Here is a 26,042-nt window from a genome sequence, read left to right on the forward strand (position 1 = left end):
AGGAGGTTACACAGATGAGCAGCAAATTTCCGCCAATCAGCTCGAAAATTCCCCAAATGCTTCATGGCGCGGATTATAATCCGGACCAGTGGCTTAAATATCCTCATATTTTAGAGGAAGATATTCGTTTAATGAAATTGTCGCACAGCAATGTCATGTCGGTTGGCATTTTTGGCTGGGTTGCGCTGGAGCCAGAGGAAGGCGTCTTCACTTTTGAGTGGATGGATCAATTGCTCGACCGCTTTGCGGCCAACGGCATTTATGCACTGCTTGCCACGCCGAGCGGAGCGAGACCGGCATGGATGTCTTCCAAATACCCGGAAGTGCTCCGTGTAGATGAGAACGGCATTCGCAATCTGCATGGCGCACGTCATAATCACTGCTTCTCGTCTCCGGTGTACCGCGAGAAAGTGCAAATTATGAATACGAAGCTTGCGGAGCGTTATTCGAGCCATCCAGCGGTTATTGGCTGGCATATTTCCAATGAGTTCGGCGGCGAATGCCACTGCGACCTGTGCGCCGAGGCGTTCCGCGGCTGGCTGCAGCAGCGTTATGGCACACTTGAGGCATTGAACGATGCTTGGTGGACGACGTTCTGGAGCCATACGTATACAGATTGGAGCCAAGTCGATACGCCAACGCGGCGCGGTGAACGGGCGGTTCACGGCATGAATGTGGACTGGATGCGTTTTGTTACGGACCAGACGGTTGACTTCTGCCGCAAGGAAATGGAGCCGCTTCGCGCAATCAACCCGGAGCTGCCGATTACAACTAATTTTATGCTCGACTTCGAAGGGCTGAATTATTGGAAGTTTGCGGATATGCTCGATATGATTTCGTGGGATGCTTATCCGACTTGGCACAGCCTGGAGAGCGACAGCGAGCTGGCGGCTTGGATCGGCTTCAACCATGACATTTTCCGCTCGCTCAAAGGCGGCAAGCCATTTATGCTGATGGAAAGCACGCCAAGCATGACGAACTGGCAGCCGGTCAGCAAGCTGAAGAAGCCGGGCATGCATTTGCTTTCATCCATGCAGGCCGTTGCCCATGGCTCGGATACGGTGCAATATTTCCAATGGCGCAAAAGCCGCGGCTCCAGCGAGAAGCTGCATGGCTCGGTCGTTGACCATGTCGGACATGAGCATACCCGCGTATTTAAAGATGTAACCGACGTAGGCCATGCGCTTACGAAGCTTGAAGATGTAGTAGGAACATCGGTTAAGCCGGAAGTCGCGATCATTTACGATTGGGAAAACCGCTGGGCGGTCAAAGACTCCCAAGGCCCGCGCAACTGCGGCATTCATTACGAGGAAACGGCGCGCAAGCATTACCGTCCGTTCTGGGAGCTAGGTATTCCGGTCGATATTATCGACTCCGAATGCGCACTTAATTCTTATAAAATCGTGATCGCTCCTATGCTGTACATGGTACGTCCAGGTGTGGGCGAGGCCATTGAGAAGTTTGTTGAAAATGGTGGCACGTTTATTGCGACTTACTGGACCGGCATCGTGAACGAAAGCGATCTATGCTTCCTGACAGGCTTCCCAGGGCCGCTTCGCAAAACGCTCGGCATCTGGTCGGAGGAAATCGATTCCCTTCATGACGGCGAGACGAATCGCGTAGTCATGTCGGAAGGCAATGCACTGGGCTTGTCCGGTGAGTACGAAGCGCATGAGCTGTGCGACCTTATTCACCTTGAAGGAGCAGAGGCGCTGGCCGTATACGGAGAAGATTTCTATGCTGGCCGCCCGGCATTGACGGTGAACCGCTTGGGCAAGGGGAAAGCGTATTATGTTGCTTCCCGCAACAAAGAACCATTTTTCACAGATTTCTTCAAGACGCTTGTGGAGCAGGAGGGCATTCGCAAAGTGCTCGATACCGAGCTGCCTGAAGGCGTGACTGCGCAGCTGCGTAGCGATGGGGAGTCGGACTATGTATTCGTATCCAACTTCACGCCGCAAGAGCAGCAGGTAGTGCTCGATAGCCATTCCTATGAGGATGTATTGAATGGTGGTCAAGCGGAGTCTGCGCTCACGCTTGCTGCGTATGATGTTCGGATTTTAAAACGTAAATCTCGTTAATCGTTACAAAAATATTAGAGAGCCGCGAACCTCGTTCGCGGTTCTTTTGTGCTGGAAAACGCTTTATTGAATTTTAAAATATGAGGAACGTTGAATATAGTTCTAAATACCTATAATCAAATATAGGCATATTGTCGATTAACGATTCATGTTGTTTTGTATGGAGGAGTGGGTGGCATGAGAAGGAAGCAGCTGCATTTATCTTTGACGGTTAAATTGGTATCCTGTGTGGTCATTTGCTTGCTTGTCATTTTTACTGTAATGAATGTGCTGAATATTAATCAGCTGGAGTCGCTTGCTGTGACGAAAGGCGAGCAGGAGGCGCAGTTGGCCGGAACTGATTTTGTGATGTCGGTACAGCGTGAGCTTACGGCAACCGAATCCAAATTGGAAAATTTGATGCTTGTCCTAAAGGAAACGCGAAGTGAAAAGCAGCTATCGCGTCAAAAGGTCGTTGAAATGCTGCAAACCATGGTCGAAAATGATCCACGTGTGCTGGCGTATTATACGTTATGGGAGCCAGATGCTTTTGACCAAGAGGACGAGTCCAATAGTAACTACTCGTCATACGATGATAAAACAGGCCGTTTTATTCCTTATGTTTTCCGTAACGGCAGTGGAACGGCAATTAATCCGCTTTCGGATTATACGGTGGAAGGGGCGGGAGACTATTATTTGCTGCCCAAGCAATCGAAAAAAGTAACGTACGTTGATCCTTATTTTTATAATGTAGCCGGTCAGCAGACGCTTATTACATCAATTGTTGTTCCCATATTGGATCAAAGTGGCAGCTTCCTCGGGATAGTCGGAGCAGACTTATCCATCGAGAGCTTCCAGAAGGCGGCAGCCGAATATTCGCCAATGGGCGGTTATGTATCCCTGATTAGTGAAAAAGGCAATTATTTGGCTAATCCGAATGATTCGGCAGCACTGAATGAGGCTTTCGCGGATAATGAAGGGAAGCAGGCGCTTCTGGATGATGTGATGAGCGGTACGCGTTATTCGGGATACACGGCGGATTCGAATGGCGACGAAGTCATGCGGCTGTTTGAGCCGATAGCGCTGCCGGGAAGCAATCAATTCTGGTATAGCCAGAGCGTTGTTCCTAAAGCAGCGATATTTGAAGATTTTAATGCCAGTCGCACAGCATCGTTAATAATTGCCTGTTCTTCGATGATTTTATTGGGTATTATTATTTCTCTCCTGATCCGCTTTATGGTTATTCGCAAGCTGAACTTGTTTAATAAAGGGCTTGAAAAAATGGCCGAGGGCGACCTCACCCAGACGATTGCCGTTAAACAGCAGGATGAGCTGGGCCAAATGGCTGCTTCCTTTAATAGGATGACGGAGAAGCTGCGGGGCATGTTCCAGCTCGTGACGAATCTCGGGGTAGCCGTCAGTGAAACGTCGGAGCAGTTGACAGCTAGCGCCGATCAGACGAGCAAAGCGTCCGAGACGATAGCCGAATCGATTCAGACGGTAGCGATGGATGCCGAGACGCAAAATCAGCATGCCGGCGGCACAGCAGAAGCGATGCATGCGATGTCCAGCCATGTTCAGCGCATAGCTGAATCGAGCGATCAGGTAGCCTCCTCAGCGAATGGGGTCGCGCTGCAGACAGCGGATGGTTATCAATTGATGCAGGAAGCCGTCCGGCAAATGGGCCAAATCCAGCATTCGGTGTCGGAGACGGAAGCAGCGATTGAACGGCTTAATGAACGCTCGACCCAAATCGGACAAATGACGGGCCTGATTACAGCAATCAGCGTACAAACGAATCTGCTTGCGCTGAATGCCGGCATTGAGGCTGCGCGGGTAGGCGAGCATGGCCGGGGCTTTGCCATAGTAGCGCAAGAGGTGCGCAAGCTGGCGGAGCAGACGAAGCAGGCAGCGGATCAAGTATCGCAGCTTGTGGAAGGCATTCGCAGCGATACGGACCATGTGGCGCAAACGATGCAAAGAGGCTCCAAAGAAGTGGCGAGCGGCGCGCAAACGGTAGAGGGAAGCGGCGAGCTGTTCAATGCGATTATGAATGAAATGAGCGCAGTCAGCAGCCAAATTCAAGAGGTTTCAGCGGCGGCTGGCCAAATGAATGCAAGCTCGCAGCAAATGACCGCAAGCGTTGAACAAATGGCGGTTATAGCGGGCGACACGGCATCCAATTCCCATAATGTCGCAGCGGCCTCCGAGGAGCAGCTGGCATCGATGCAGCAAATATCGGCGGCGGCCGAGTCACTGGACCATATGGTTCAGGAGCTGCTGGAAAAACTGTCGCAGTTTAAAATTTAATTTTTCTCCAAAAAGCGCTATTCGCCTGCTCAATTCGCAGCGTGAATAGCGCTTTTTTGTTTCTTTTCCTTAAAGTGGAATTTCCGAGAAGCGGGCTTGGTCTAATTTGACATTGCGTTAACATAGCAAAGTATTTCCGTTGATGCTAAAGACCTATAGTGAAGGAAGAAGGAATTACGGAAGGATGATGACCAATGACGACTGCTGAGCTAGCGCATCCGATGGATATGAAGCTGGAAATGGACGAATTAGAAGCCCGGCATCCAGAGCAGCAGGCAGAAAACGTCTTAGCTGCGGAGGCTCCCGGTTCGAAAGAGCAGACAGACGCTCCGTCGCAGCAGGCTGCCCGGCTTGCCGATTTTGTTCGTCAGGCGCCGATTGTGCGGGAGGAGCGGACCTGCAAAGAGACGATAGCGGTCTTCAAGCAGCATCCCGAATCGGAATGTGTCGTCGTTTGCGACGCTGCTGATCGAGTGAAGGGACTCATGATGCGGAATCGTTTTTTTCTAAAGCTGGGCCATCGTTTTAGTGCCGATTTATATTATGAAAAGCCTATAACCGTCATGATGGATGCAACTCCGCTCATAATTGACTTCGAAAGCGCCCCGGACCATCTCATTGAGCGGGCGCTTAATCGTCAGGAGAAAGTGCTCTATGATTGCGTGCTTGTGACGGATGCAGGCAAATTCACAGGCGTCTTGACAGTTGCCGATTTGCTGAAGCTTTCCAAAAGGCTGCAGGAAGAGGCGGAGCTGGCCCAGCGCAGGACGATTCGATCAGCGGAGGAGCGTGTAAAGGAGATTGAATCAGCGATTCAGAGCGTACGCGGCTCCACGGAGGAAGGCGAGGAGCTTTCGGTCGTGATGGTCGATTTGACGCTGAAGGGGAAAAACGAGCTCGATAACGTAACGAAAGCATTCGCTTCCATCGCGGCCAACTCCCAGCTTCAGGAGGAGCGAATGCGTGCCTTGCAGGCGGAAGCTGGCTCGATTAGCAAGGTGTCAGGGTTGATAAAGGAGCTGGCAGAACAAAGCAATTTGCTGGCGATCAATGCTTCGATTGAAGCCGCAAGGGCTGGCGAGCATGGGCGGGGTTTCGCAATCGTGGCTGGCGAAGTGATGAAGCTGGCGAACCAGACGAAAACATCTGCTGCCACGATTACATCGCTCATTCAAACGATCATCCAGGAAATCGAACAAACGGCGCAGCTGGCGAAAAATGGGAGATTGGAAACGGCATCAAGCGAAGCGCATGTGCACGAGGTAGAAGGCGCATTCAATAGCCTGTTTCATGCGGCGGCTGAAAATCGCGGCAATGCCGGGCAAATTGGGGCATTGTCCGAGCAGGCTTATTTGCAAGTGCAGCATGTCGCACAGGAAATGAGCAGCCTTCAAAAGAACACTCTTTCATAAAACGTCTACTTTTAACACTACGTTAACATAAATGCAATATAAGATTTACAAACAGTCTGTAACATATAGAAGCGTGGTGGGAAAGGCGTAACGGAATGGAAAGCTTGAGCTGGAGAAGCGGCAGCGTTCGTTTTTACCCTTGAATTTCTCCATTTAATTGCTTATTCAAAGAAATTCAAGGGTAATGGCGATCGTAAGCCAAGCTTTTCATGCAGTGCAGACTCTTTTTCACCACACTTCTAGAACGGAACAGACTAGTTGCGACATGAAACACATACAACCCTTAAACAAGGGGTAAACGGGCAATGGAAAGCAATAAGGAGGAGAACGTTTGGAAGCGCTAATTAACATAGACAAGCTGAATCTTTATTACGGGGCGTTCCACGCACTGAAGAACGTATCGCTTACGATTCCGGCTAAGGCGATTACCGCCTTTATCGGACCTTCCGGCTGTGGCAAATCGACCTTGCTGCGGACGCTTAACCGGATGAATGACATGATTCAAGGAACGAGGATCGAAGGCAGCATTATCATTGATAAGCAAAATATTTATTCTAACGAGGTAGAGGTAGAAGCGCTGCGCCGTAAAATCGGCATGGTGTTCCAGCAGCCGAATCCTTTTCCAAAGTCGATTTATGATAATGTGGCTTATGGTCCGCGCCTGCATGGCATTACAAACAAAAAAGAGCTCGATGAAATTGTAGAAACGAGCTTGAAATCTGCGGTGCTGTGGGGCGAAGTGAAGGATTCCCTTAAGCGCTCGGCACTGGGCTTATCGGGCGGTCAGCAGCAGAGGCTTTGTATCGCCAGAGCGATTGCGGTTAACCCGGATATTTTGCTGATGGATGAAGCAACTTCGGCGCTTGATCCGATTTCCACCTTGAAAATCGAAGAGCTGACCCAGGAGTTAAAGGACAAATATACGATTGTTATGGTCACTCACAATATGCATCAGGCGGCTAGGGTGTCCAACCAAACGGTGTTTTTCCTGAACGGCGAAGTCGTTGAATATGCGGATACGGAAAAGCTGTTTTCCAATCCGTCTGACCAGCGCACGGAAGATTATATTTCCGGACGCTTCGGCTAAATTCGGCTAATGGCCAATAAGCGGACTCATGCGTTTTCCATGTAAAGATTGATCATTTGGGAGGAAATTTAAAATGATGACAACACGCAAGGAGTTCGACCTCGGCCTCGAGAAGCTACATGATTTTGTAATTGAGATGGGGAATTTTGTTGAAAATGCTTTGGTCGAATCCATCGAAGCTCTAAAAGCCGTTGATGTGGCGCGCGCGCAGCAGGTTATCGCCGCTGATCCTTCGCTCAATCAGCTGGAGGAGAAAGTAACAGAGCTTGGGGCAAAGCTCATTGCGACGCAGCAGCCGGTAGCGAAGGACTTGCGCCGGATTTTATCTTCCTTCCGCATTGCCAGCGATTTGGAGCGGATGGGCGATTTGGCGGTTGATATTGCCAAGGTCGTATTGCGCATGGAAGGGCAGGAGCTGATCAAGCCGCTCATCGATCTTCCGCGCATGGCCGAAATTGTTCAAATGATGACAACGGAATCCATCCAATCCTTCATTCAAGAAAATGTCGACCTCGCTTACAAAATGGCCAAGGATGACGATCAGGTCGATGCGCTGTACGGGCAAATTACCCGTGAGCTTTACTCGCTAATGATGGAAAATCCCCGCAACATTACGCAATCCTCGCTGCTTAGCTTTGTTGGCCGCTACCTGGAGCGCTTCGGCGATCACGCGACGAACATCGGTGAGAGCGTCGTCTACATTGTGACAGGCACAAGACCAGATTTGAACGTATAGCCTCATGAACTAGTGAAAAAGGTTCCGTCTCCACGCAGCTGTGGAAATGGAGCCTTTTTTATTTTATAAGCTGATTCTATCCAGAACCTGCTGCATAAAAGCTTGATCCCAGTGCTGGCTGCGCCAGCTGGCGATCATCGGCCACCGGGCTGCCTCACTGTCCAGAGCGGCAAGCTGTAATCCGAGCTCATCTAGTTTAGCCGCTTGCGGCAGTAAGCATTCGGGCAATATGGCAAGGTCCCCGCAGGCTGCGGCGGCATTTATAAGCAGCTCCACCGACCCAAAGGACGCATGCGAGGTTAAGGAGTACTGGTGCTTGCGGCTCCATTCATGAATACGCTGTGCGACGGAGCTGTCAGCAAGCTCGACAAACTCATATTTCTCGAGCTGGGAGTCCAATGAAATTTCTTCTGACCAAGCATATAAAGGATGCTGCTGAGGGATCATAACCCGGAGCGGCGAGGCGCCCAGCGTCTGATAGCGGAATTCGCCGCCATCTGCCTGCTGTTTTCCTTCCCCATACATAATAAAGTCGACCGTTCCAAGATGCAGCTTCTGATAAAGCTCCTCCTCATCATGAACGGCTATGGACATTATAGCGCCATGGCTTTCGGAAAGCGTCCGCAGCTTTCCCATTGCGGCGCTGTTTGCGAGGTAAGCGGCGGTACTGGTCGTGCAGCCGATCACAAAACGATTTTTCTCTGCCGCATGAATGGCGCCAAGCCTCGACTCCGCCTCGCTATATAATTGGTCGATTTGCGACGCATAATGAAGCAGCAGCTTTCCATTGCGGGTAAGCAGCACTTTCCCCGTACGCATTTCGAACAGCTTGACGCCCCATTCCTCCTCCATTTTCTTCATATGAAAGCTGACGGTAGGCTGCTTGATTTGCAGGGCATTGGCCACCGCCGTGATCTGTTTATAGCGATCGATGAGGACCATTAACTTCATTTTTAACAAACTCATGAGCTGCCTCCTGAAATCTTTCATTTTATCTATATCATATCCACATTCATAGAAAAAATCTATGAGATTTAATTGATAATTTTACAAACAGAAAACATTAGGTTAATGCCCCCGATCTACAATAGGTCTTGTGAAGCAAACAAGGTATTGAGAGGGGAAAATAAGAAATGAAGAAGTCTTTGATGTTGATTATGGCAATGGTACTGACATTTACACTGGCTGCATGCGGCCAAGCTAACAATGGAGGTACAACAGCTGGCAACACAACAAGCTCAAGCAGCCCATCCACAGAGCCATCCGCTGAACCGTCAGCAGAAGCATCTGGTCTAACAGGCTCGCTTCTTGCAACAGGATCCTCTGCACTGCAACCATTGGTTGACCAAGCATCGAAAATGTTTATGGAGAAAAACAGCGGCGTTACGATTCAAGTACAAGGCGGCGGCAGCGGTACAGGCCTGACGCAAGTATCCGAAGGACAAGCAAATATCGGCAACTCCGACGTTTATGCAGAAGAGAAGCTGGATGCAGATAAAGCAAAAGAATTGGTTGACCACCAAGTGGCAGTAGTCGCTATGGCAGCAGTTGTGAACAAGGATGTAAAAGTAGACAACCTGACGAAACAACAGCTGATTGATATTTTCACAGGCAAAGTAACGAACTGGAAAGACCTTGGCGGCGATGATGCAGCAATCGTAATCGTAAACCGTCCAGCAAGCTCCGGTACTCGCGCTACTTTTGAGAAATATGCACTTGGCCAGAAATCCGAAGATCTTCAAGGCTCGATCCAAGAGGATTCGTCCGGTACGGTTAAGAAAATTATCGGTGAAACACCAGGCGCTATCGGTTACCTTGCTCTTTCTTACCTTGATGATTCCATCAAAACAGTAAGCTATGACGGCGTAGCAGCTAACGTAGAAAACGTAGCCAACGGCACGTATCCAGTATGGGCTTACGAGCACATGTATACAAAAGGCGAGCCTGATGCAGCGGCAAAAGCTTTCCTGGAATACATGATGAGCGAAGAAATCCAAAACGAAAAAGGTTTGGTTGTTGAGCTGGGTTACATCCCAACTAGCCAAATGCAAGTCGTTCGCGATCTTGACGGCAACATCACTAAGAAGTAATAGCTAATCATTCATAGGCCAGCACAAGAGGCGGATTCGCAATCTGCCTCTTTCTGGCTGTATAGAGGAGATTATTATGGCGCAGACGATACCGAAAAAAACGGCGGGCAATGGCCGTACCGCGGGCAATAACCATTTTGTTGAAGAATGGGTCGGTAAAGTATATACAACCTTATGTGTTCTATTTTTGGTTGCGACGATTATTGCCATGGTGTATTTTGTCGCTTCCCGCGGACTAAGCACCTTTTTTAAAGATCATGTAAACGTATTTGAGCTATTAGGCGGTTTAAAATGGAGTCCGGAAGGATCTCCCCCATCCTTCGGCGCATTCCCGTTCATCTTCGGCTCCTTCAGCACGTCGCTGCTTGCCGCGCTGCTTGCTGCGCCACTTAGCATTTGCGCATCGATCTTTATGATTGAAATTACGCCGAAATTCGGACGTAAATTTTTGCAGCCGGTTATTGAGCTGCTGGCGGGCATTCCATCCGTTGTATACGGTTTTATCGGTCTTAGCGTCATCGTGCCTTTATTCCGTGATATTTTTCCTGGACAAGGTTTAGGTGTAGCTGCGGGCGCACTTGTATTGTCCATTATGATTTTGCCAACGATGACGACGGTTGCGACAGATGCTTTAGCTTCCTTGCCTGCCGGTCTTAAGGAAGGCTCGTACGCACTCGGTGCCACACGCTGGCAAACGATTTATCGCGTCGTTATTCCGACTACGCTTCCCGCGCTCATGACGGGTGTCGTGCTCGGTATTGCCCGGGCATTTGGCGAGGCGCTGGCTGTACAAATGGTTATCGGCAACGCGCCCTTTGTGCCGCGCTCCCTGTTTGAGTCGGCTTCGACGCTGACAAGCGCTATTACGCTCAGCATGGGCAACACTGCTGCCGGCTCCACGCATAACAATGCTTTGTGGTCGCTTGCGATGATTTTGATGCTCATGACATTCGTTTTCGTATTTATCGTACGCTGGCTGGAAGGCAGGTCTAAACTATGAAACCAAAAACAGTAGATAAAATTGCCACAGCCGTCATTATTTGCGTAGCTGCATTCATCGTGCTGCTGCTGATCGGCTTGCTCGGCTTCATTCTTGTGCGCGGGCTAGGCCATATTAGCTTCAGCTTCCTGACCTCGGCTCCTGAATCGTTCAGGGAGGGCGGAGGCATTGGGCCGCAGTTGTTTAACTCCTTGTTCCTGCTCGTGCTTACGATGATCATCACCGTTCCGATTGGGATTGGCGCAGGCATCTATATGAGTGAATATGCGAAGCCGAGCAAGCTGACTGATTTTATCCGGCTTGTCGTTGAGGTATTATCTTCGTTTCCTTCCATTATTGTTGGTTTGTTCGGGTTACTTATGCTTGTCAATTATTTCGGTCTTGGCTTTTCCTTGCTTGCGGGTGCGCTTGCGCTGACCGTATTCAATCTGCCGCTGATGGTGCGGATTACGGAGCAGGGCCTCAAAAGCGTACCAAGAGAGCAGAAGGAAGCGAGTCTGGCACTCGGCTTGACGAAGTGGAAGACGATTACGTCCACCATGCTGCCTATCGCATTGCCGATTATTGTATCGGGCACGATTTTGGCTGCGGGCCGCGTATTTGGCGAAGCGGCGGCGCTGCTCTTTACAGCAGGCATGAGCTCGCCAAGACTCGATTTCTCGGATTGGAACCCATTTAGCCCGGTATCTCCGCTTAACCCATTGCGTCCGGCTGAAACGCTTGCGGTTCATATTTGGAAAATTAATTCCGAGGGGCTTGCTCCTGATGCTGCGGAAATTGCTGCTGGAGCTTCGGCTGTACTGGTCATCACGGTGCTGCTGTTTAATTTGCTCGCACGCTGGCTCGGCCGCTTCATGTACCGCAAGTTTACCGCTACGAAATAGGAGGATGGCAGCATATGGCTGAAAATGGCATATCCGTACGCGATTTAAGCGTTTATTATGGCAGCAATAAGGCTGTTAAAAATGTATCGATCGATTTTGAAAATAAACAGGTTACGGCGCTCATCGGGCCGTCCGGCTGCGGGAAATCGACGTTTTTGCGGACGCTGAACCGGATGAACGACTTGATTCCAAACGCCAAAATGACCGGTGAGATTTGGATTGGCGATGAGGATATCAACAATCCGAAAACCGATGTGGTGCTGCTGCGCAGACGCATCGGCATGGTATGGCAGCGGCCGAACCCTTTTCATAAGTCGATTTATGAAAATATTGCTTTTGGCCCGCGTTACCATGGCATCAAAAATAAAAGCGAGCTCGATGAGCTGGTGGAGGAATCGCTCCGCAAAGCGGCGCTTTGGGAAGAGACGAAGGACCGCTTGCATACGTCCGCGCTCAGGCTGTCTGGCGGACAGCAGCAGCGGCTGTGTATTGCCCGCTCCATTGCGGTCAAGCCGGACATTATTTTGATGGATGAGCCTGCCTCGGCGCTTGATCCAATTTCGACCTCTAAAGTAGAGGAACTGATTACGGAGCTGAAGCAGGATTACTGCATCGTGATTGTCACGCACAATATGCATCAAGCGGCGCGGATTTCGGCCAAAACGGCATTTTTCCTATCCGGCGAGCTCGTGGAATTCGAAAATACAGAGAAAATGTTTACGAATCCCAGCAAAAAAGAAACGAGCGACTATATTTCAGGTCGTTTCGGGTGATCCCCTTGCACGCATGCTTCCAGCATAGCCATAAGGGAACCCTGTATGCCCCAGCAACAACTTCTGCCTGCTAAGCAAGCCGGTATGGAGTTGTTTTTTTATATGCGAAAAAGTAGGTATAGCACTCAAGCCTGCTTGCGGCAACTAGGGCAAAAGTCTTGTGCTTTACAGATAGTTTACATGAATATGTTACTCTGCTCACATTTGGCTGGTAATGTAGAAGCAGAACAACCAAGATTAAAGGGAGACCTGGCATGGACGAGATGGCAATTGGTCTGATCCATATAGAACTGCTCCAAGTGATGAGAGAAAGCTGGCGGCTTGGGGAGATTGGCGTCATATATATACGGCTTGCGGAGGAACGAGCCTTGCCCGAAACATGGCTCCTGACATGGGAGCGGAAGCTGAAGCCGTTCAAGCTGATCTGGAAGCGCAGCTTTGGACAGGAGTATTACATTATGCTTGGCTGCAATGGCCCGAGGCTTGGAGCTGAGCAGGCGATGAATGATAGCGCAGCGGAGCTGCATGCGCTCGCAAGCCGCGAGCAGAGCGTTATTATAGGCCACGTGATCGCAGATCCGCCTGCGGGGCAGAGCCATGAAGCCGCTGAGCAAGCCGCATGGAAAGCGCTTAGGGAAGCGTGGCGGCAAGCGGAAATGAGCAGCATGCGGGTTTCGAGCAAGCAGGCAGTAGAGGCAGCCAAGAGCCCGGGTCCGGATAGGCAGCTGGGAACAATGGCGGCAATGGCGCTTGAAGAAAGGCAGAGCCTACAGGAGATAGCGGTTGCGCTTGAACCGGAAGCGGCGGCGATCGCTTATTATGCGGCTCCAGGCATGAGCATTGGCGAGCAGGCAGCGCCGTTTCCCGTCTTTTCAGCGCAGGCGCGCGTGACGGAAATTGCCGATTTTTTCAATATGAACGGCAAGGAGCAATGCGTGATTCTGCAGGAGGAGGGACGCCCCGTCGGCCTGCTGATGAAGCAAAAGCTGCATGAGCTGTTAGCTGGGAAATATGGGCTGCCGCTTTATTCCACCCGTCCTGTTGAGAAAATTATGAATGCATCGCCATTAATTGTAGATGCGGACATGCCGATTGAGCATGTATCTCAGCTGGCGATGGCGCGGGATATTTCCCATTTATATGATGTCGTTATTATTACGGCGGGAGGCCAGCTGCTTGGCGCAACGACGGTTCGTGATATTTTGGAGCGCATTACGACGCTGCGCATGGAGGCGGCAAGATCGGCCAACCCGCTGACGGGTTTGCCCGGCAATGAGGGCATCCAGCTGGAGCTGGCTCGCAGAAGCAGTGGCGACAAGCCGTTCGCCGTTATTTATGCGGACTTGGACTATTTCAAATGGTTTAATGATTGCTTTGGGTTTAGCCAAGGCGATGCGCTCATTCGTTTTTTGGCGGATACGCTAGTTGGCATCAAGGAAGAATATGGGCTGGCAAGCGATTTTATCGGGCATATTGGCGGTGATGATTTCATTATGGTGACGGAAGCCTCTTATGCTGAAAAAATTTGCAGCAGGTTGATTGAACGTTTTGACGGCGGGGTAAAAAGGTATTACGGTGGAGTGGAGGTCAGCATGGTGGAGGATCGTCACGGCAACACAGTTGAGCAGGAAGGGGTTACTTTGTCCCTATCTTTAATGCTTGCTTCCGGCGGGACGGCGCCAAGCCGCATATCCACTTTAACAGCGAAGCTCAAGAAACGTGCCAAGATGCAGAAGGGCAGTGTGTATGTCATGGAAGATATGACCTCCTGCACACAAGAACGCAATGCTACAGAGGGGATCGAAGTGAGACGTGGGACATCATCAAGCGATAGTGCAGCGAAGCAACCTTATAGTGGATGAAAAGCCGGAAAATATTGGCGTTATCTATTTATCCTGGCACAGTGAACAGTCGGCAGGCACCTTTGAGCAGCTGCCCCCCACATTTATGAAGAGATGGAAGCTATACATAGAGATGATGATTTATGCGAATCCGGAAACAGCTGTCCATGTACGGGACAAGTTTTGGATGGGTGATGATTTGTATGTTGTAATGGCTTTGCCGGATTTGCAGCAGCAGGAGCTGCTGGGGAATTTGCTGCAAGCCGCAGGCAATTGGCAGGAGGAAGCCGAGCGCGGGTTCAGTGGCGCCGAGCTTGGAGCCATGACGGATATGCGTCTTCATGCAGGCGTAGGTTTGGTAGAGAGCAGCGGTACCGGAAGCCCAGTCTCCCGTCTCTATGAAGCTTCTAAGCGAGCGCTCTTATATGGGCAGCAGAAGGAAGCTTTAACACGCGCCATGCGGCTTCAATATTTGAACGGACTAATTCGCGGCAAGCTGCTCATTCCGGTCTATCAGCCGATTATGTCGCTACAGGAAAGCGGCAGCGAGCGGGCAGCATTCGGATATGAGGCACTCACGCGGTTCCCTAAAAATAAATGGTTTTCCAGTCCGCTCGACTTGTTTGCCTTCGCAGAAGAGTCGGGAGAGGTTGCACGGCTGGATCAGACGGCGCGCGAGCAGGCAGTGGAGGGCAGCACCGGCCTACAGCCGCATCAGAAGCTGTTTCTAAATATGACGGCGCAATTGCTAAATGAAGGAAGCCTTTACCCCGACAGGCTCGCCAAAATGATGGAGCAGCGGGGCTTGTCTCCCCATCATATCGTCTTTGAAATTACGGAGCGTTCGGCTATTCAGGATTATGGCTCCGTGCTTGCTACACTTGCGCATTATCGCCGCCAAGGCTTTCAAATCGCAATCGACGATGTAGGCGCGGGTTATTCGTCGCTGCAGGCTATTATTGAGCTGAAGCCGGATTATATAAAAGTAGACCGCTCCCTCATTATGGGCATTCATGAGCACGAGATGAAGGAGCATATTGTGCATACGCTTGTCCAGCTGGCCGACAAAATGGCGATTGGCATTATCGCCGAAGGCATTGAGCATCAAGAGGAGCTGGACAAAGTAAAGGCAATGGGCGTGCATTATGCCCAAGGCTATTTGCTAGGGCGCCCGGGTGAAATTGCCGGTCTGGTCCAGCGGCGATAGCCGGGATGAGAAAAGCTGTTTCTGAGCGGTCCATATGGAGCTTGGAGAGAGCTTTTTTTCGCGAATTGGGCATTGTATGAAGTGCGCGCCAACCTTGCTTATGCTAGCAGCGGCAGCGGGTTTTCAAGAATGTTGCCAGCCCAGCGCGAGAAGGAAGCAAAGGCATTTGCAGTTATGGTATGATAACCATTAGAACCGATAAATGAGGTGTCAATAATGGATAAATGGATGTTATTAGATGGCAATAGTATTGCGTACCGGGCATTTTTTGCAATGCCTCCGCTTACGAATTCGGCTGGTTTACATACGAATGCGATATATGGCTTTACAACGATGCTGCTTAAGCTGCTGGAAGACGAGAAACCGACACATGTGCTCGTTGCATTTGATGCAGGGAAGGCAACCTTTCGCCATGAAGGATATGCAGAATACAAAGGCGGACGGGAAAAAACGCCGCCGGAGCTGTCGGAACAGTTTCCGGTGCTCAAGGAGCTGCTGCAGGCTTTTCAAATTGCGCAGTTTGAGCTGAACGGGTTTGAAGCGGACGATATTATTGGCACGCTCACCCGCCTTGCGGACGAGCAGAAGGTCGAGACGCTTGTCGTCACAGGCGACAAGGATATGCTCCAACTCGTATCGGAGCATGTGACCGTAGCGCTGACGCGCAAAGGGGTAAGCGAGCAGGAGAGATATTCGCCGGCTGAAATTAAGGAGAAATATGGACTGACGCCGAATCAAATCATTGATTTGAAAGGGCTGATGGGCGATGCCTCCGACAACATTCCGGGCATTCCGGGTGTCGGCGAGAAAACAGCGCTCAAGATGCTGCATGAATACGGAACAGTTGAAGAAGTGCTGGCCAACACAGCGAGCTTGAAAGGGAAGATGAAGGAAAAGGTCGAGCAGCATAAAGAGGATGCGGTGATGAGCAAGAAGCTCGCGACGATTCACCGCGAGGTGCCGCTTGCGCCGGAGCAGGAGCCGGAGGCGATTCGCTACAGCGGCTTTAATGGGCCGGCGCTTGCAGATGTGCTGCGCCGGCTGGAATTCCGATCCGTTCAAGAGCGGCTCGGACTGAGCGGCGAGGGAAGCGGTTCAGCAGGCGAAGCGGCTGAGCTGAACCTGACCCCGATCGAATCGGCTGCGGATGCGCCGAAGCTCGATGAACTGATGAAGGAGCTTGAAGCAGATGAGAGCGGCTTCGGTCTATATGTGGAAGCGATAGGCGAAAATCCGCATCAGGCTGAGCTGGTCGGGCTGGCGCTGGCAAACGCCGAAGCGGCATATGCGCTGCCTTTCGCAGCGATGAAGGAAGCTTTCACAGAGCCGCTGCGGAGCTGGCTCGCTGATCCAGGCAAGAAGAAGGTCGGCTTTGATACGCATAAAGTGGAGCTGGCTTTGAAGTGGGCGGGCATCACGCTGAGCGGCGTGAGCTTTGATGTCCAGCTGGCCGCTTATGTGATTGATCCTACGGAGTCGAGTCTTTTGCTCTCCGGCATTACCCATCGCTACGAACAGCCAGCTGTCCCTAGCGATGAATCGGTGTACGGCAAAGGAGCGAAGCTTAAAGTTCCAGCTGCGGCCGTGCTGTATCAGCATCTGGCAACGAAAGCCGATGCGGTGCGCAGAGTGGCGCCTTTGCAGCGCGACGAGCTGAAGGAGACAGGCATGCTCAGCTTGTATGAAGAGCTGGAGCTGCCGCTCTCCGTTATTTTGGCAGGGATGGAGCATCAGGGCATCAGCGTGGAGAAGGCGGAGCTGGAGATGCTCGGCAGCGAATTGGAGCGTCAGCTTACGACGCTGGTGACGGAAATTTATAAGCAGGCGGGTATGGAATTTAATTTGAATTCGCCGAAGCAATTGGGCGAGGTGTTATTCGAGAAGCTTGGCTTGCCTGCGAGGAAAAAGACGAAGACGGGCTACTCGACAGACGCCGAGGTACTCGAGGAGCTGGCGCCATACAGTGAAATTGTTCCGCTGATTTTGCATTACCGGACGCTGGCGAAGCTGCAATCTACCTATGTGGAAGGGCTGCTCAAGGAAATTCGCGAGCAGACAGGCAAAATCCATACGTATTTCCGCCAGACGATAGCGGCAACAGGCCGTCTGAGCAGCCAATTCCCGAATTTGCAAAACATTCCGATCCGTCTGGAAGAGGGCCGCAAAATCCGCAAAGCATTCGTTCCGTCCGAGCCTGGCTGGACCATTCTCGCAGCGGACTATTCGCAAATTGAGCTGCGTGTGCTCGCCCATATTTCCGGCGATGAAAATATGAAGGAAGCGTTCATTCAGGACATGGACATTCATACGAAAACGGCGATGGACGTATTTGGCGTAACCGAGGATCAGGTGGATTCCAATATGCGCCGCTCGGCGAAAGCGGTCAATTTCGGCATTGTGTATGGCATCAGCGACTTTGGGCTTTCCAACAACCTGAACATTACGCGAAATGAAGCCGGCCGGTTTATTGAGCAATATCTCGGCGTCTTCAAAGGCGTGAAGTCGTTTATGGATCGGATTAAAGTCGAGGCGGCGAAGCAAGGCTATGTGACGACTTTGCTCGATCGCAGGCGGTACTTGCCGGATATTAACCATTCGAATTTCAATAAACGCTCTTTCGCAGAGCGCACAGCCATGAATTCGCCGATCCAAGGCACAGCAGCGGACATTATTAAGCTGGCGATGGTGCATATGAATAAGAAGCTGCACGAGCTGAAGCTCAGAAGCCGCATGCTGCTCCAGGTACACGATGAATTGGTATTTGAGGTGCCGGAGGATGAGCTGGAACAGATGAAGAAGCTTCTTCCTGAAGTGATGGAATCCGCCATCAAGCTCGATGTTCCGCTTAAGGCGGACGTCAGTTTTGGAGCGAACTGGTATGAAGCGAAATAACCCGCTGGGAGCGGAAATCAGGTATAATAGACGTTGAGGTGAGATGCAATGCCGGAACTTCCAGAGGTAGAAACGGTTAGACGAACATTAATTGAGCTTGTTGCAGGAAAAAAGATTAAATCCGTTACGGTGCGGCTGCCCCGCATCATTCAGCGTCCGGCTGTGCCGGAGCAATTTGAGGATGCGCTCGTCGGCATGACAATCGAGACGGTCGAGCGGCGCGGGAAATTTTTGCGTATCGTCATGGACGGGCTTGTGCTCGTATCGCATTTGCGCATGGAAGGCCGCTATGGATTATTTCAAAGCGATGAACCGATCGAGCTTCATACGCATGTCCTGTTCCATTTTGAGGATGGAACGGATTTAAGATATAAAGATGTCAGGCAGTTCGGCACGATGCACTTGTTCACGCCGGGCACGGAGTTTGAGCTGCCGCCGCTGAATAAGCTGGGCCTTGAGCCGCTTGAGCCTGCATTTACTCGCGATGTGCTGCATGCCAAGCTGGCAAGGCGCTCTACGAAAATCAAGCCGCTGCTGCTCAATCAGGAATATGTGGTCGGGTTGGGCAATATTTATGTAGATGAGGCGCTGTTTCAAGCGGGTATCCATCCTGAGCGGAGCGCCAATTCGCTTAGTGCCGGAGAATGGGATAAGCTGCATGCAGCAATCTGTTCGACGCTTGGCAAAGCGGTGGAAGCGGGCGGCTCATCGATCAAATCCTATGTAAATGGGCAAGGCGAGATGGGCATGTTCCAGCATCAGCTGCTCGTTTATGGCCGAAAGGACGAGCCGTGTCCGGCTTGTGGAGTAGCCATTGAAAAGTTTGTTGTTGGAGGCAGAGGCACGCATATTTGCCCTAGCTGCCAGAAGGCGCCGGAGCAAGCAGGTGAGCAAAGCGCAGGCTAATCGCGGTAACTTAAGCCAAGCCCTCCATAATGTAGTCATTCACCCTAGGCATGCAGCTGCATATGCTGTTGTGAAGAACAATAGGCAGATGCCCTGTAGAGTGTAATCGGGGCACCTGCGTATGCAGGGAGTGACGAGGGTTGGCTTTGCATCTGGTTTCGTTGATCGTGCTCGCTTTTGCTGTGAGCGTGGACGGCTTCGGCGTTGGCATTACGTATGGTTTGCGCCGCATTCGCATCCCGTTGCTGTCCGTGCTGATTATCGCGTGCTGTTCAGGCCTGATCATTTTATTGTCCATGAAGCTAGGCAGCGTTATCGCCAAATATTTATCGCCAGGCTCGGCGAGCTTGATTGGCGCCATCGTGCTGATGGGTATTGGCTGTTGGGCGCTGCTCCAGCTGCGGCGAAATCGCCATGAAAGCAAGAAGGTGGATGCTGAAAATGCGTCTGCCGCTTCTGGTGCTAGCGGCCCTGTTTCCGAGGATCGTTCCGGCCATCCGGCTGTAGAAACAAACGCTGCGGAGGCAAGCCATCCGGTGCTCGTTGTGATAGTTGAGCTGAGGCGCATTGGGCTTGTCATTCAGATTTTACGGACACCGCAGGCTGCTGACGTTGATAAATCGGGCACGATTTCCGCCTCCGAGGCGATTATGCTCGGCGTAGCGCTGTCGCTCGATGCTTTCGGCGCGGGAATCGGGGCCGCGATGATTGGTTTGCCTGCTTTGCTGACAGCGATTGTGATTGCTGCGGCTAGCGCCCTATTTTTGCTAGGGGGCATCAGCTTCGGTTTTCGCTTCTCGCATTGGAAGGGCATGCAGGCGCTGGCGGTACTGCCAGGCATTTTGCTTATTATAATTGGAATATCAAAGCTGCTGTAAAGATGAGGTGGAAGGGCATGAGGATCGGATTAACCGGCGGCATTGCTACTGGAAAAAGCACCGTTGCCCACCTATTAGTGGAGCTTGGAGCGCTGCTGGTGGATGCCGATCAGGTAGCAAGGGAAGTTGTTTTGCCAGGGGAGCCCGCTCTAGCGGCGGTCGCCTCTGCGTTTGGACAAGCTGTGTTACATAAAGACGGTACACTTGATCGGGCAGCGCTCGGCCAAATCGTATTCAATAATAAAGAGCAGCTGGGGCAGCTTGAAGCGATTTTGCATCCGGCGATTCGCTCTACGATGCAGCAGCGAATGGCTGACTATGAACGGCAGCATCCAGGCAAGCTGGTCGTTGCTGATATTCCGCTGCTGTATGAGACGGAGCAGGAGCATTTATATGAAGGCGTGCTTGTTGTGTATGTGCCAGAGCATATCCAGTTGGAGCGCCTGATGGCGCGCAACAACGTTGATGAGCAGGAAGCAAGGCGGCGCATGGGGCTGCAACTGAGCATGGAAGAGAAGAAGCGCAGAGCTAATTGGGTTATCGACAACAGTGGAACGCTGGCGCAGACGAGGGAGCAGGTTCAGGCGTTTTGGCAGAGCAAGGGTCATACATGCTGAGGGCCAAGAGAAGAAAGGTCGCTCGAAGAAGGCTGTTTTTGCTATTATTTATTATCATAGTTGTCATTATTGTCGCTCAGCCCGCATGGATGCTCAAGAAGCTCTATCCTATTGATTATAAGGCCGATATTCGGGCAAGTGCCATTAGCTATCAGGTAGATCCCCATTTGGTGGCGGCCATTATTAAAGCGGAGACGAATTTCCAGACGGGCAAAGTTTCGAAGAAAGGCGCGCTCGGACTGATGCAAATTATGCCGACCACCGCCAAATGGATTGTCGAGAAGGCAGGCTTCGAGCAGGTGACCGAGGAGACGCTGCGCAATCGCGCTGATGTGAGCATCGAGCTGGGGGTATGGTATCTGGCTTCGCTGCACAAACAATTTGATGAAAATAATATCGTTGTCATTGCTGCCTACAATGCAGGACCAGGTAAAGTCCGGCAATGGCTCGATTCGGGGGAATGGGACGGCACGTTCGATGATGCCGCTAAAATTCCATATAAAGAAACACGCGATTATGTACAAAAGGTCGTGAAGTATTATAATAAGTACAAAGACTTGTACCCGGAACTGGAACCGTAAACAGGAAGAAGCTTTGGCTGCCCGTCACTTCAGGACTTAAGCAGCCAAAGCTGTCTGTTATTACAAGAGCTATTTATTAATGGGAGCCCCCTGCAAGGGATTGCTCAGCGATTTGTACCAGACGGCGGGTAATGTACCCTCCGATGGAACCAGCGTCCTTTGTAGCCATGTTACCGTAGTAACCGTCTTGTGGAATCGCGATTCCAAGCTCTTGAGCAACCTCGAATTTCATTTGGTCGAGTGCTGCTGTCGCTTGTGGTACAACCAGTTGGTTGCTGCTGCGGTTTGCGCTCATGTGTGTTCACCTCCTCGCGGTTGGTAAAAGTATTATGTGCGAAAATCCGAACTTCATTACAGGAATTGTTTGGTAATTTTTAGGGATAGCTTAGAAGGGAGGAAAAGAGAATGAAATGTCCATATTGCGACTACTCCGGAACGAAGGTGCTGGACTCGCGCCCCGCTAACGAGAACAAGTCCATTCGCCGCCGCCGGGAATGTGAGAAATGCAAAAGCCGCTTCACGACGTTCGAGATGATTGAGGAAACGCCGCTCGTTGTCATCAAGAAGGATGGCAGCCGTGAAGAGTTCAGCCGTGATAAAATTTTGCGTGGTTTAATCCGTGCTTGCGAGAAGCGCCCCGTGCCCGCTGAAAGGCTGGAGGTTGTCGTTTCTGAGGTAGAGAAGGAGCTGCGCACAACTGCACACGCTGAGGTGGAGAGCCGTGTCATTGGCGAGCTGGTGATGGGGCAGCTGTATCCAGTAGATGAAGTAGCTTATGTCCGTTTTGCCTCTGTGTATCGGCAGTTCAAGGACATCGATATGTTCATGAAGGAGCTTAGCAGCCTGCTGTCGAAGGACAGCTCGCCGAATGGAATGAAGGATTAAATCAGATGCTGCCTTCGGAAGCTGCGGCATGAATAGATTGGAGAAAACAGCGCCGCTCCAGGCGTTGTTTTTTTGTTTTTTGCGTTAGAACGCCTTAAACAATAATAAGATTGAATATTAAATCATTTAAATATTCATTGTTGAAAGGGAGGTTTTTTGTATGTCATTCAAAATTAGGCTGGCGGAAAAGAAGGATATCAGCAGCTTGACCGATTTAATGCACGACTATATCGTAGGCTTTTATCAAAATCCTTGGCCGGGCACACCAGAAATTCATCAATTAATGGAGCAGCTGCTGGAAAAGCAGGGCGGTATCCAGTTTGTCGTAGAGAAGGAGCAGCAGCTGATTGGCTTTGCTACTTTATATTTTACAATTAGTACAATGAAGTCAGCGCAGATTACGCTCATGAATGACTTTTTTCTGCTGGAGCCGTATCGGGATACGGAAGTGGAGGAAGAACTATTTTTGACATGCAGAACGTACACACAGGAGCAAGGCTTTGCTCATATGTTCTGGATAACAGCTCCGCAAAATAAGCGGGCTCAACAATTTTTCGCTAAAATGGATGCGGTTCAAGGCAGCTGGGTGAACTATACAATTGTCTAGAAAGCCTGATAAATCGCATTAGTATCCTTCAAGTAACTACACCACTTTCAAGTGCGTACTTCCTCAAATGTCGGAAAGGGGCTAGACTAAAACCTGTAGCAAGGTTAACAATTTCCAACATTTGATGAAGGAGTGTGCGTATACATGGAATTGCAATTGGCGCTTGATTTGGTGAACATTGAGGAAGCAAAGGTTTTGGTCAAAGAGGTTGAGTCGTTTATCGATATCGTTGAAATCGGAACACCTATCGTTATCAATGAAGGTCTGCATGCGGTAAAAGCGATTAAAGAAGCTTTCCCTAACCTTAAAGTATTGGCCGATCTGAAAATTATGGACGCTGGCGGCTATGAAGTGATGAAAGCTTCCGAAGCGGGTGCAGACATCATTACCGTTCTTGGTGTTTCCGACGACTCCACCATCAGAGGTGCAGTTGAAGAAGCTCGCAAGCAGGGCAATAAAATTATGGTCGATATGATTAATGTGAAAAATATTGAAGCCCGTGCAGCGGAAATTGATGCGCTTGGGGTAGACTATATTTGTGTCCATTCCGGCTATGATCACCAAGCTGAAGGCAAAAACTCCTTCGAAGAGCTGGCGGCGATCAAGCGTGTTGTAAAACAAGCAAAAACCGCAATCGCAGGCGGCATCAAAATCGATACGCTGCAAGAGGTTATTTCGGCAAAGCCTGATCTGGTTATCGTAGGCGGCGGTATTACGGGCGTTGAAAATAAATCCGCAACTGCATCGCAAATGCAGCAGTGGATCAAACAGGCCTAAAGCTGATGCGTATGAGTCAGCTTGCAGGAGAAATCGTACAGGAGCTGGAGCGGCTGACGCAGCTCATTCCGGATGAAGCCGCAGGCGAGCTGGCTGATGCAATTATGCGCGCGCCGCGTGTTTTCGTCTCAGGCGCTGGACGCTCGGGCCTGATGGGCAAAGCTTTTGCGATGCGGCTCGTGCATATGGGCTTTGACGCTTATGTGGCTGGCGAGACAGTGACGCGTGCACTCGGCAAAGACGATGTGCTCGTACTGGGCTCGGGCTCCGGCGGGACGAGCAGCCTCATTGCGATGGCGCAAAAGGCGGAGGCGCTCGGCGGCAAGCTGGCCGTCATTACGACGAATCCAGAGTCGGCGCTTGGACGTGCGGCGCATATCGTTGTAACGCTGCAGGCTGCGGCGAAGGAAGAGCAGGATGGGGCCAAGCAGACCGTGCAGCCGATGGCTTCTCTTTTTGAACAAGGCCTTCTCATTTTCTATGATGCGGTTATTTTGAGCTTGATGGAGAAGAAGGGGCTTAGCGGCAACACCATGTACAGCAATCACGCGAATCTGGAATAGCAGGTGGCGCGCAGCATAGCTGGAAGCTGCTTCATCATGTATACTGGGAAGGAGGGGGAATGAATATGGCTCAGGAATTAAAGGAACGTATTAATTTACGTGAAATCAACTGCGAGAAGGAGCTTACGCTGGCCGTCATTGGGGGCAAGTGGAAGCTGATCATATTGTGGCATCTTGGTCTTGAAGGAACGAAACGTTTCAGTGAGCTGAAGAAAATGATTCCCCATATCACCCAGAAAATGCTGACGAATCAGCTCCGCGAGCTGGAGGAGGATTTGCTGGTTGAGCGTAAAGTATATGCGGAAGTTCCGCCGCGAGTGGAATATACGTTAACGGCTTACGGCGAAAGCCTGATGCCTGTGCTGCGCATGATGTACGATTGGGGCAAAAACTACGGCGAGGAAGTCGTATGGAAATAGCAGCAATAGCAGCTTGATAGCTAAGGAAGGCTGGGGTTAGGAGCAGAGGATGCTTCTAGCTTCGGCCTTTTTTTGATTTGAAATCGGACCCTATCATTGGTGAAGTTGTTCATGGCTGCAACCAATTAAAATTAAATAATAGCTAGCAGTATGATTAGACCCTAATGAGGTGGCCCAAAATTTTGGCAATATCGCCTATTATTTATTTGAAAATGGGGATGTTATCAACGATGGAGAGACGGTCGGCGGGACCGAGGACATACGCTGGCGCTGTGAGCATCAATACGCTCTTGCCGCACCACGACGCGTCGTCCTCGACCTTGATCCGGGAGAGCCTTATTATGCCGGAATGCAGGGGGGAAGCAACGGCAGAAAAGACTGATGCAGCAGCTTGTACAAGACGCAAAGAAGCCAGCCGTTAAGGCTGGCTTCTTTGCGCTTATTCCATTTTTAATAGGATGAGCCTATCATGCTTAATAGCGGCTGCCGAAGGTGCTGCCGACAGGGGCAAGTTCATTCAATTGGGATTGCTCCTCAGCTGTTAAGCGGATGGATAAGGCCTCTGCATTTTGTTGCAAATATTTCACACGTTTCGTACCCGGAATCGGAACGATATCGCTGCCTTGCGCGAATACCCAAGCCAGTGCGATTTGGGCGGGAGTTACTCCTTTTTGCTGGGCAAGCAGCTGTATCCCCTGAACGATATTTTTATTTTGTTCGAATGCCTCTTCAGAAAACCGGGGATTATACATGCGCCAGTCACCTTGTGCCAATTGGCTTCGACTGGAGAGCGTGCCAGTCAGAAATCCTCTTCCAAGCGGACTGTAGGGGACAAAACCGACGCCCAACTCTCTGCAAGCATGCAATATACCGAGCTCAGGCTCTCTGGACCATAAGGAATATTCCGTTTGAACGGCTGAAATAGGAAAGACAGCGTGAGCAGCGGCCAATTGTTCAGGGGTCACTTCTGAAAGCCCCAAATAGCGGATCTTTCCTTCTTTCACGAGCTCAGCCATAGCTCCAACCGTCTCTGTGATCGGAACATTAGGATCTGCTCTATGCAAGTAATACAGATCGATGTAGTCCGTGCCCAAGCGTTGCAAACTTGCCTCGCAGGCTTGCTTCACATATTGCGGCGTTCCATTGTAGCCTAGATGCTGTGTTTGATTACGAAGGGAGCCAAATTTGGTTGCGATCTGCACGGAATGACGGTGTGGCCTTAATCCTTTACCAACCAGTTTTTCATTTACTCCGATGCCGTCCTCGTCATAACCGTAAATATCCGCTGTATCAAAAAACGTAATGCCTAACTCCAGAGCGTGATTCAACGTGCCTAAAGACTCTGACTCATCCGTTGCCCCATAAAATTCGGACATTCCCATACATCCTAATCCCAAACGGGATACTTTCAGTCCTTGACTACCCAATGCCAAAGTTTCCATCGTGTTCAAGCCTCCTTTTATTTCTGCATTTCTTGAAAATAACAATAGCACGCTAAACGCCAAAAAGTAAACTTA

At 50.7% G+C, this 26,042-nt stretch carries 25 protein-coding genes; 22 read left to right on the forward strand and 3 right to left on the reverse strand.

What is annotated here, in order from left to right:
- Window positions 1-14 precede the first annotated feature (14 nt).
- The 5 genes from BBD42_RS18945 to phoU all read left to right on the forward strand — a co-directional run bounded on the left by BBD42_RS18945 (window position 15) and on the right by phoU (window position 7,605).
- The gene (locus BBD42_RS18945; protein ID WP_099519430.1) at window positions 15-2,081 is read left to right on the forward strand and encodes a beta-galactosidase; all 2,067 of its coding nucleotides are present in this window, start codon (window positions 15-17) and stop codon (window positions 2,079-2,081) included.
- Between the two features lie 177 nt (window positions 2,082-2,258).
- The gene (locus BBD42_RS18950) at window positions 2,259-4,370 is read left to right on the forward strand and encodes a methyl-accepting chemotaxis protein (protein WP_099519431.1); all 2,112 of its coding nucleotides are present in this window, start codon (window positions 2,259-2,261) and stop codon (window positions 4,368-4,370) included.
- Window positions 4,371-4,564: 194 nt separating this feature from the next.
- A complete protein-coding gene (locus tag BBD42_RS32685) occupies window positions 4,565-5,782 on the forward strand; it encodes a methyl-accepting chemotaxis protein (protein WP_099519432.1) in 1,218 nt (405 codons plus the stop codon).
- A gap of 331 nt (window positions 5,783-6,113) precedes the next feature.
- On the forward strand, window positions 6,114-6,869 hold the full coding sequence (gene pstB / locus BBD42_RS18960; protein ID WP_099519433.1) for a phosphate ABC transporter ATP-binding protein PstB: 756 nt from the start codon (window positions 6,114-6,116) through the stop codon (window positions 6,867-6,869).
- A 76-nt stretch (window positions 6,870-6,945) separates the two neighbouring features.
- Window positions 6,946-7,605 carry a phosphate signaling complex protein PhoU gene (gene phoU / locus BBD42_RS18965; protein WP_099521689.1) on the forward strand — a complete coding sequence of 220 codons (660 nt, stop codon included), beginning with the start codon at window positions 6,946-6,948 and terminating at the stop codon, window positions 7,603-7,605.
- A gap of 63 nt (window positions 7,606-7,668) precedes the next feature.
- Here phoU and BBD42_RS18970 read toward each other — a convergent pair whose 3' ends face one another.
- Complete coding sequence (locus tag BBD42_RS18970) at window positions 7,669-8,571, reverse strand: LysR family transcriptional regulator (protein WP_172455556.1); 903 nt, start codon at window positions 8,569-8,571, stop codon at window positions 7,669-7,671.
- 167 nt (window positions 8,572-8,738) lie between these two features.
- On the opposite strand from BBD42_RS18970, the gene BBD42_RS18975 reads away from it, so the two are divergent.
- From BBD42_RS18975 to BBD42_RS19025, 11 genes are all read left to right on the forward strand, one after another.
- Window positions 8,739-9,695: a phosphate ABC transporter substrate-binding protein gene (locus tag BBD42_RS18975; RefSeq protein WP_056030206.1), complete on the forward strand. Its 957-nt coding sequence runs from the start codon at window positions 8,739-8,741 to the stop codon at window positions 9,693-9,695.
- 76 nt (window positions 9,696-9,771) lie between these two features.
- The gene (pstC, locus tag BBD42_RS18980) at window positions 9,772-10,695 is read left to right on the forward strand and encodes a phosphate ABC transporter permease subunit PstC (RefSeq protein ID WP_056030203.1); all 924 of its coding nucleotides are present in this window, start codon (window positions 9,772-9,774) and stop codon (window positions 10,693-10,695) included.
- Window positions 10,692-11,579: a phosphate ABC transporter permease PstA gene (gene pstA / locus BBD42_RS18985; protein WP_056030200.1), complete on the forward strand. Its 888-nt coding sequence runs from the start codon at window positions 10,692-10,694 to the stop codon at window positions 11,577-11,579. Before pstC ends, pstA begins: the two co-directional genes overlap by 4 nt.
- Before the next feature lie 14 nt (window positions 11,580-11,593).
- A complete protein-coding gene (pstB, locus tag BBD42_RS18990) occupies window positions 11,594-12,352 on the forward strand; it encodes a phosphate ABC transporter ATP-binding protein PstB (protein ID WP_056030197.1) in 759 nt (252 codons plus the stop codon).
- 254 nt (window positions 12,353-12,606) lie between these two features.
- Window positions 12,607-14,214, forward strand: coding sequence for a GGDEF domain-containing protein (locus BBD42_RS18995; RefSeq protein WP_099519435.1), 1,608 nt, complete (start codon window positions 12,607-12,609; stop codon window positions 14,212-14,214).
- Window positions 14,165-15,400, forward strand: a complete 1,236-nt coding sequence (locus BBD42_RS19000; RefSeq protein ID WP_150131571.1) for an EAL domain-containing protein — start codon at window positions 14,165-14,167, stop codon at window positions 15,398-15,400. Before BBD42_RS18995 ends, BBD42_RS19000 begins: the two co-directional genes overlap by 50 nt.
- Before the next feature lie 216 nt (window positions 15,401-15,616).
- Entirely contained in the window at window positions 15,617-18,292 is a 2,676-nt protein-coding gene (gene polA / locus BBD42_RS19005) for a DNA polymerase I (RefSeq protein WP_099519437.1), read from the forward strand.
- Window positions 18,293-18,340: 48 nt separating this feature from the next.
- Complete coding sequence (gene mutM, locus BBD42_RS19010; RefSeq protein ID WP_099519438.1) at window positions 18,341-19,198, forward strand: DNA-formamidopyrimidine glycosylase; 858 nt, start codon at window positions 18,341-18,343, stop codon at window positions 19,196-19,198.
- 140 nt (window positions 19,199-19,338) lie between these two features.
- Window positions 19,339-20,076 carry an MntP/YtaF family protein gene (locus BBD42_RS19015; RefSeq protein ID WP_099519439.1) on the forward strand — a complete coding sequence of 246 codons (738 nt, stop codon included), beginning with the start codon at window positions 19,339-19,341 and terminating at the stop codon, window positions 20,074-20,076.
- A gap of 17 nt (window positions 20,077-20,093) precedes the next feature.
- A complete protein-coding gene (coaE, locus tag BBD42_RS19020; protein ID WP_099519440.1) occupies window positions 20,094-20,693 on the forward strand; it encodes a dephospho-CoA kinase in 600 nt (199 codons plus the stop codon).
- Between the two features lie 38 nt (window positions 20,694-20,731).
- Window positions 20,732-21,274, forward strand: a complete 543-nt coding sequence (locus tag BBD42_RS19025) for a lytic transglycosylase domain-containing protein (protein ID WP_348272571.1) — start codon at window positions 20,732-20,734, stop codon at window positions 21,272-21,274.
- Between the two features lie 76 nt (window positions 21,275-21,350).
- Here BBD42_RS19025 and BBD42_RS19030 read toward each other — a convergent pair whose 3' ends face one another.
- On the reverse strand, window positions 21,351-21,569 hold the full coding sequence (locus BBD42_RS19030) for an alpha/beta-type small acid-soluble spore protein (protein WP_046230244.1): 219 nt from the start codon (window positions 21,567-21,569) through the stop codon (window positions 21,351-21,353).
- Window positions 21,570-21,679: 110 nt separating this feature from the next.
- On the opposite strand from BBD42_RS19030, the gene nrdR reads away from it, so the two are divergent.
- From nrdR to BBD42_RS19060, 6 genes are all read left to right on the forward strand, one after another.
- Window positions 21,680-22,159, forward strand: a complete 480-nt coding sequence (nrdR, locus tag BBD42_RS19035; RefSeq protein WP_046230243.1) for a transcriptional regulator NrdR — start codon at window positions 21,680-21,682, stop codon at window positions 22,157-22,159.
- 160 nt (window positions 22,160-22,319) lie between these two features.
- The gene (locus tag BBD42_RS19040; RefSeq protein ID WP_099519442.1) at window positions 22,320-22,766 is read left to right on the forward strand and encodes a GNAT family N-acetyltransferase; all 447 of its coding nucleotides are present in this window, start codon (window positions 22,320-22,322) and stop codon (window positions 22,764-22,766) included.
- A 144-nt stretch (window positions 22,767-22,910) separates the two neighbouring features.
- The gene (gene hxlA / locus BBD42_RS19045) at window positions 22,911-23,543 is read left to right on the forward strand and encodes a 3-hexulose-6-phosphate synthase (protein WP_056030167.1); all 633 of its coding nucleotides are present in this window, start codon (window positions 22,911-22,913) and stop codon (window positions 23,541-23,543) included.
- Between the two features lie 5 nt (window positions 23,544-23,548).
- A complete protein-coding gene (hxlB, locus tag BBD42_RS19050; protein WP_099519443.1) occupies window positions 23,549-24,106 on the forward strand; it encodes a 6-phospho-3-hexuloisomerase in 558 nt (185 codons plus the stop codon).
- A 65-nt stretch (window positions 24,107-24,171) separates the two neighbouring features.
- The gene (locus tag BBD42_RS19055; protein ID WP_046230239.1) at window positions 24,172-24,525 is read left to right on the forward strand and encodes a winged helix-turn-helix transcriptional regulator; all 354 of its coding nucleotides are present in this window, start codon (window positions 24,172-24,174) and stop codon (window positions 24,523-24,525) included.
- A 169-nt stretch (window positions 24,526-24,694) separates the two neighbouring features.
- Entirely contained in the window at window positions 24,695-24,907 is a 213-nt protein-coding gene (locus tag BBD42_RS19060; RefSeq protein WP_099519444.1) for a DUF4261 domain-containing protein, read from the forward strand.
- A gap of 91 nt (window positions 24,908-24,998) precedes the next feature.
- Here BBD42_RS19060 and BBD42_RS19065 read toward each other — a convergent pair whose 3' ends face one another.
- Window positions 24,999-25,967: an aldo/keto reductase gene (locus BBD42_RS19065; protein ID WP_099519445.1), complete on the reverse strand. Its 969-nt coding sequence runs from the start codon at window positions 25,965-25,967 to the stop codon at window positions 24,999-25,001.
- Window positions 25,968-26,042 lie beyond the last annotated feature (75 nt).

It is taken from the genome of Paenibacillus sp. BIHB 4019 (genome assembly GCF_002741035.1).
Lineage (GTDB): Bacteria > Bacillota > Bacilli > Paenibacillales > Paenibacillaceae > Pristimantibacillus.

Coding starts and splice junctions, on each gene's coding strand:
- BBD42_RS18945 (WP_099519430.1), top strand. CDS start 15: ATGAGCAGCAAATTTCCGCCAATCAGCTCGAAAATTCCCCAAATGCTT.
- BBD42_RS18950 (WP_099519431.1), top strand. CDS start 2,259: ATGAGAAGGAAGCAGCTGCATTTATCTTTGACGGTTAAATTGGTATCC.
- BBD42_RS32685 (WP_099519432.1), top strand. CDS start 4,565: ATGACGACTGCTGAGCTAGCGCATCCGATGGATATGAAGCTGGAAATG.
- phoU (WP_099521689.1), top strand. CDS start 6,946: ATGACAACACGCAAGGAGTTCGACCTCGGCCTCGAGAAGCTACATGAT.
- BBD42_RS18970 (WP_172455556.1), bottom strand. CDS start 8,571: ATGAGTTTGTTAAAAATGAAGTTAATGGTCCTCATCGATCGCTATAAA.
- BBD42_RS18975 (WP_056030206.1), top strand. CDS start 8,739: ATGAAGAAGTCTTTGATGTTGATTATGGCAATGGTACTGACATTTACA.
- pstC (WP_056030203.1), top strand. CDS start 9,772: ATGGCGCAGACGATACCGAAAAAAACGGCGGGCAATGGCCGTACCGCG.
- pstA (WP_056030200.1), top strand. CDS start 10,692: ATGAAACCAAAAACAGTAGATAAAATTGCCACAGCCGTCATTATTTGC.
- pstB (WP_056030197.1), top strand. CDS start 11,594: ATGGCTGAAAATGGCATATCCGTACGCGATTTAAGCGTTTATTATGGC.
- BBD42_RS18995 (WP_099519435.1), top strand. CDS start 12,607: ATGGACGAGATGGCAATTGGTCTGATCCATATAGAACTGCTCCAAGTG.
- polA (WP_099519437.1), top strand. CDS start 15,617: ATGGATAAATGGATGTTATTAGATGGCAATAGTATTGCGTACCGGGCA.
- mutM (WP_099519438.1), top strand. CDS start 18,341: ATGCCGGAACTTCCAGAGGTAGAAACGGTTAGACGAACATTAATTGAG.
- coaE (WP_099519440.1), top strand. CDS start 20,094: ATGAGGATCGGATTAACCGGCGGCATTGCTACTGGAAAAAGCACCGTT.
- BBD42_RS19030 (WP_046230244.1), bottom strand. CDS start 21,569: ATGAGCGCAAACCGCAGCAGCAACCAACTGGTTGTACCACAAGCGACA.
- nrdR (WP_046230243.1), top strand. CDS start 21,680: ATGAAATGTCCATATTGCGACTACTCCGGAACGAAGGTGCTGGACTCG.
- BBD42_RS19040 (WP_099519442.1), top strand. CDS start 22,320: ATGTCATTCAAAATTAGGCTGGCGGAAAAGAAGGATATCAGCAGCTTG.
- hxlA (WP_056030167.1), top strand. CDS start 22,911: ATGGAATTGCAATTGGCGCTTGATTTGGTGAACATTGAGGAAGCAAAG.
- hxlB (WP_099519443.1), top strand. CDS start 23,549: ATGCGTATGAGTCAGCTTGCAGGAGAAATCGTACAGGAGCTGGAGCGG.
- BBD42_RS19055 (WP_046230239.1), top strand. CDS start 24,172: ATGGCTCAGGAATTAAAGGAACGTATTAATTTACGTGAAATCAACTGC.
- BBD42_RS19065 (WP_099519445.1), bottom strand. CDS start 25,967: ATGGAAACTTTGGCATTGGGTAGTCAAGGACTGAAAGTATCCCGTTTG.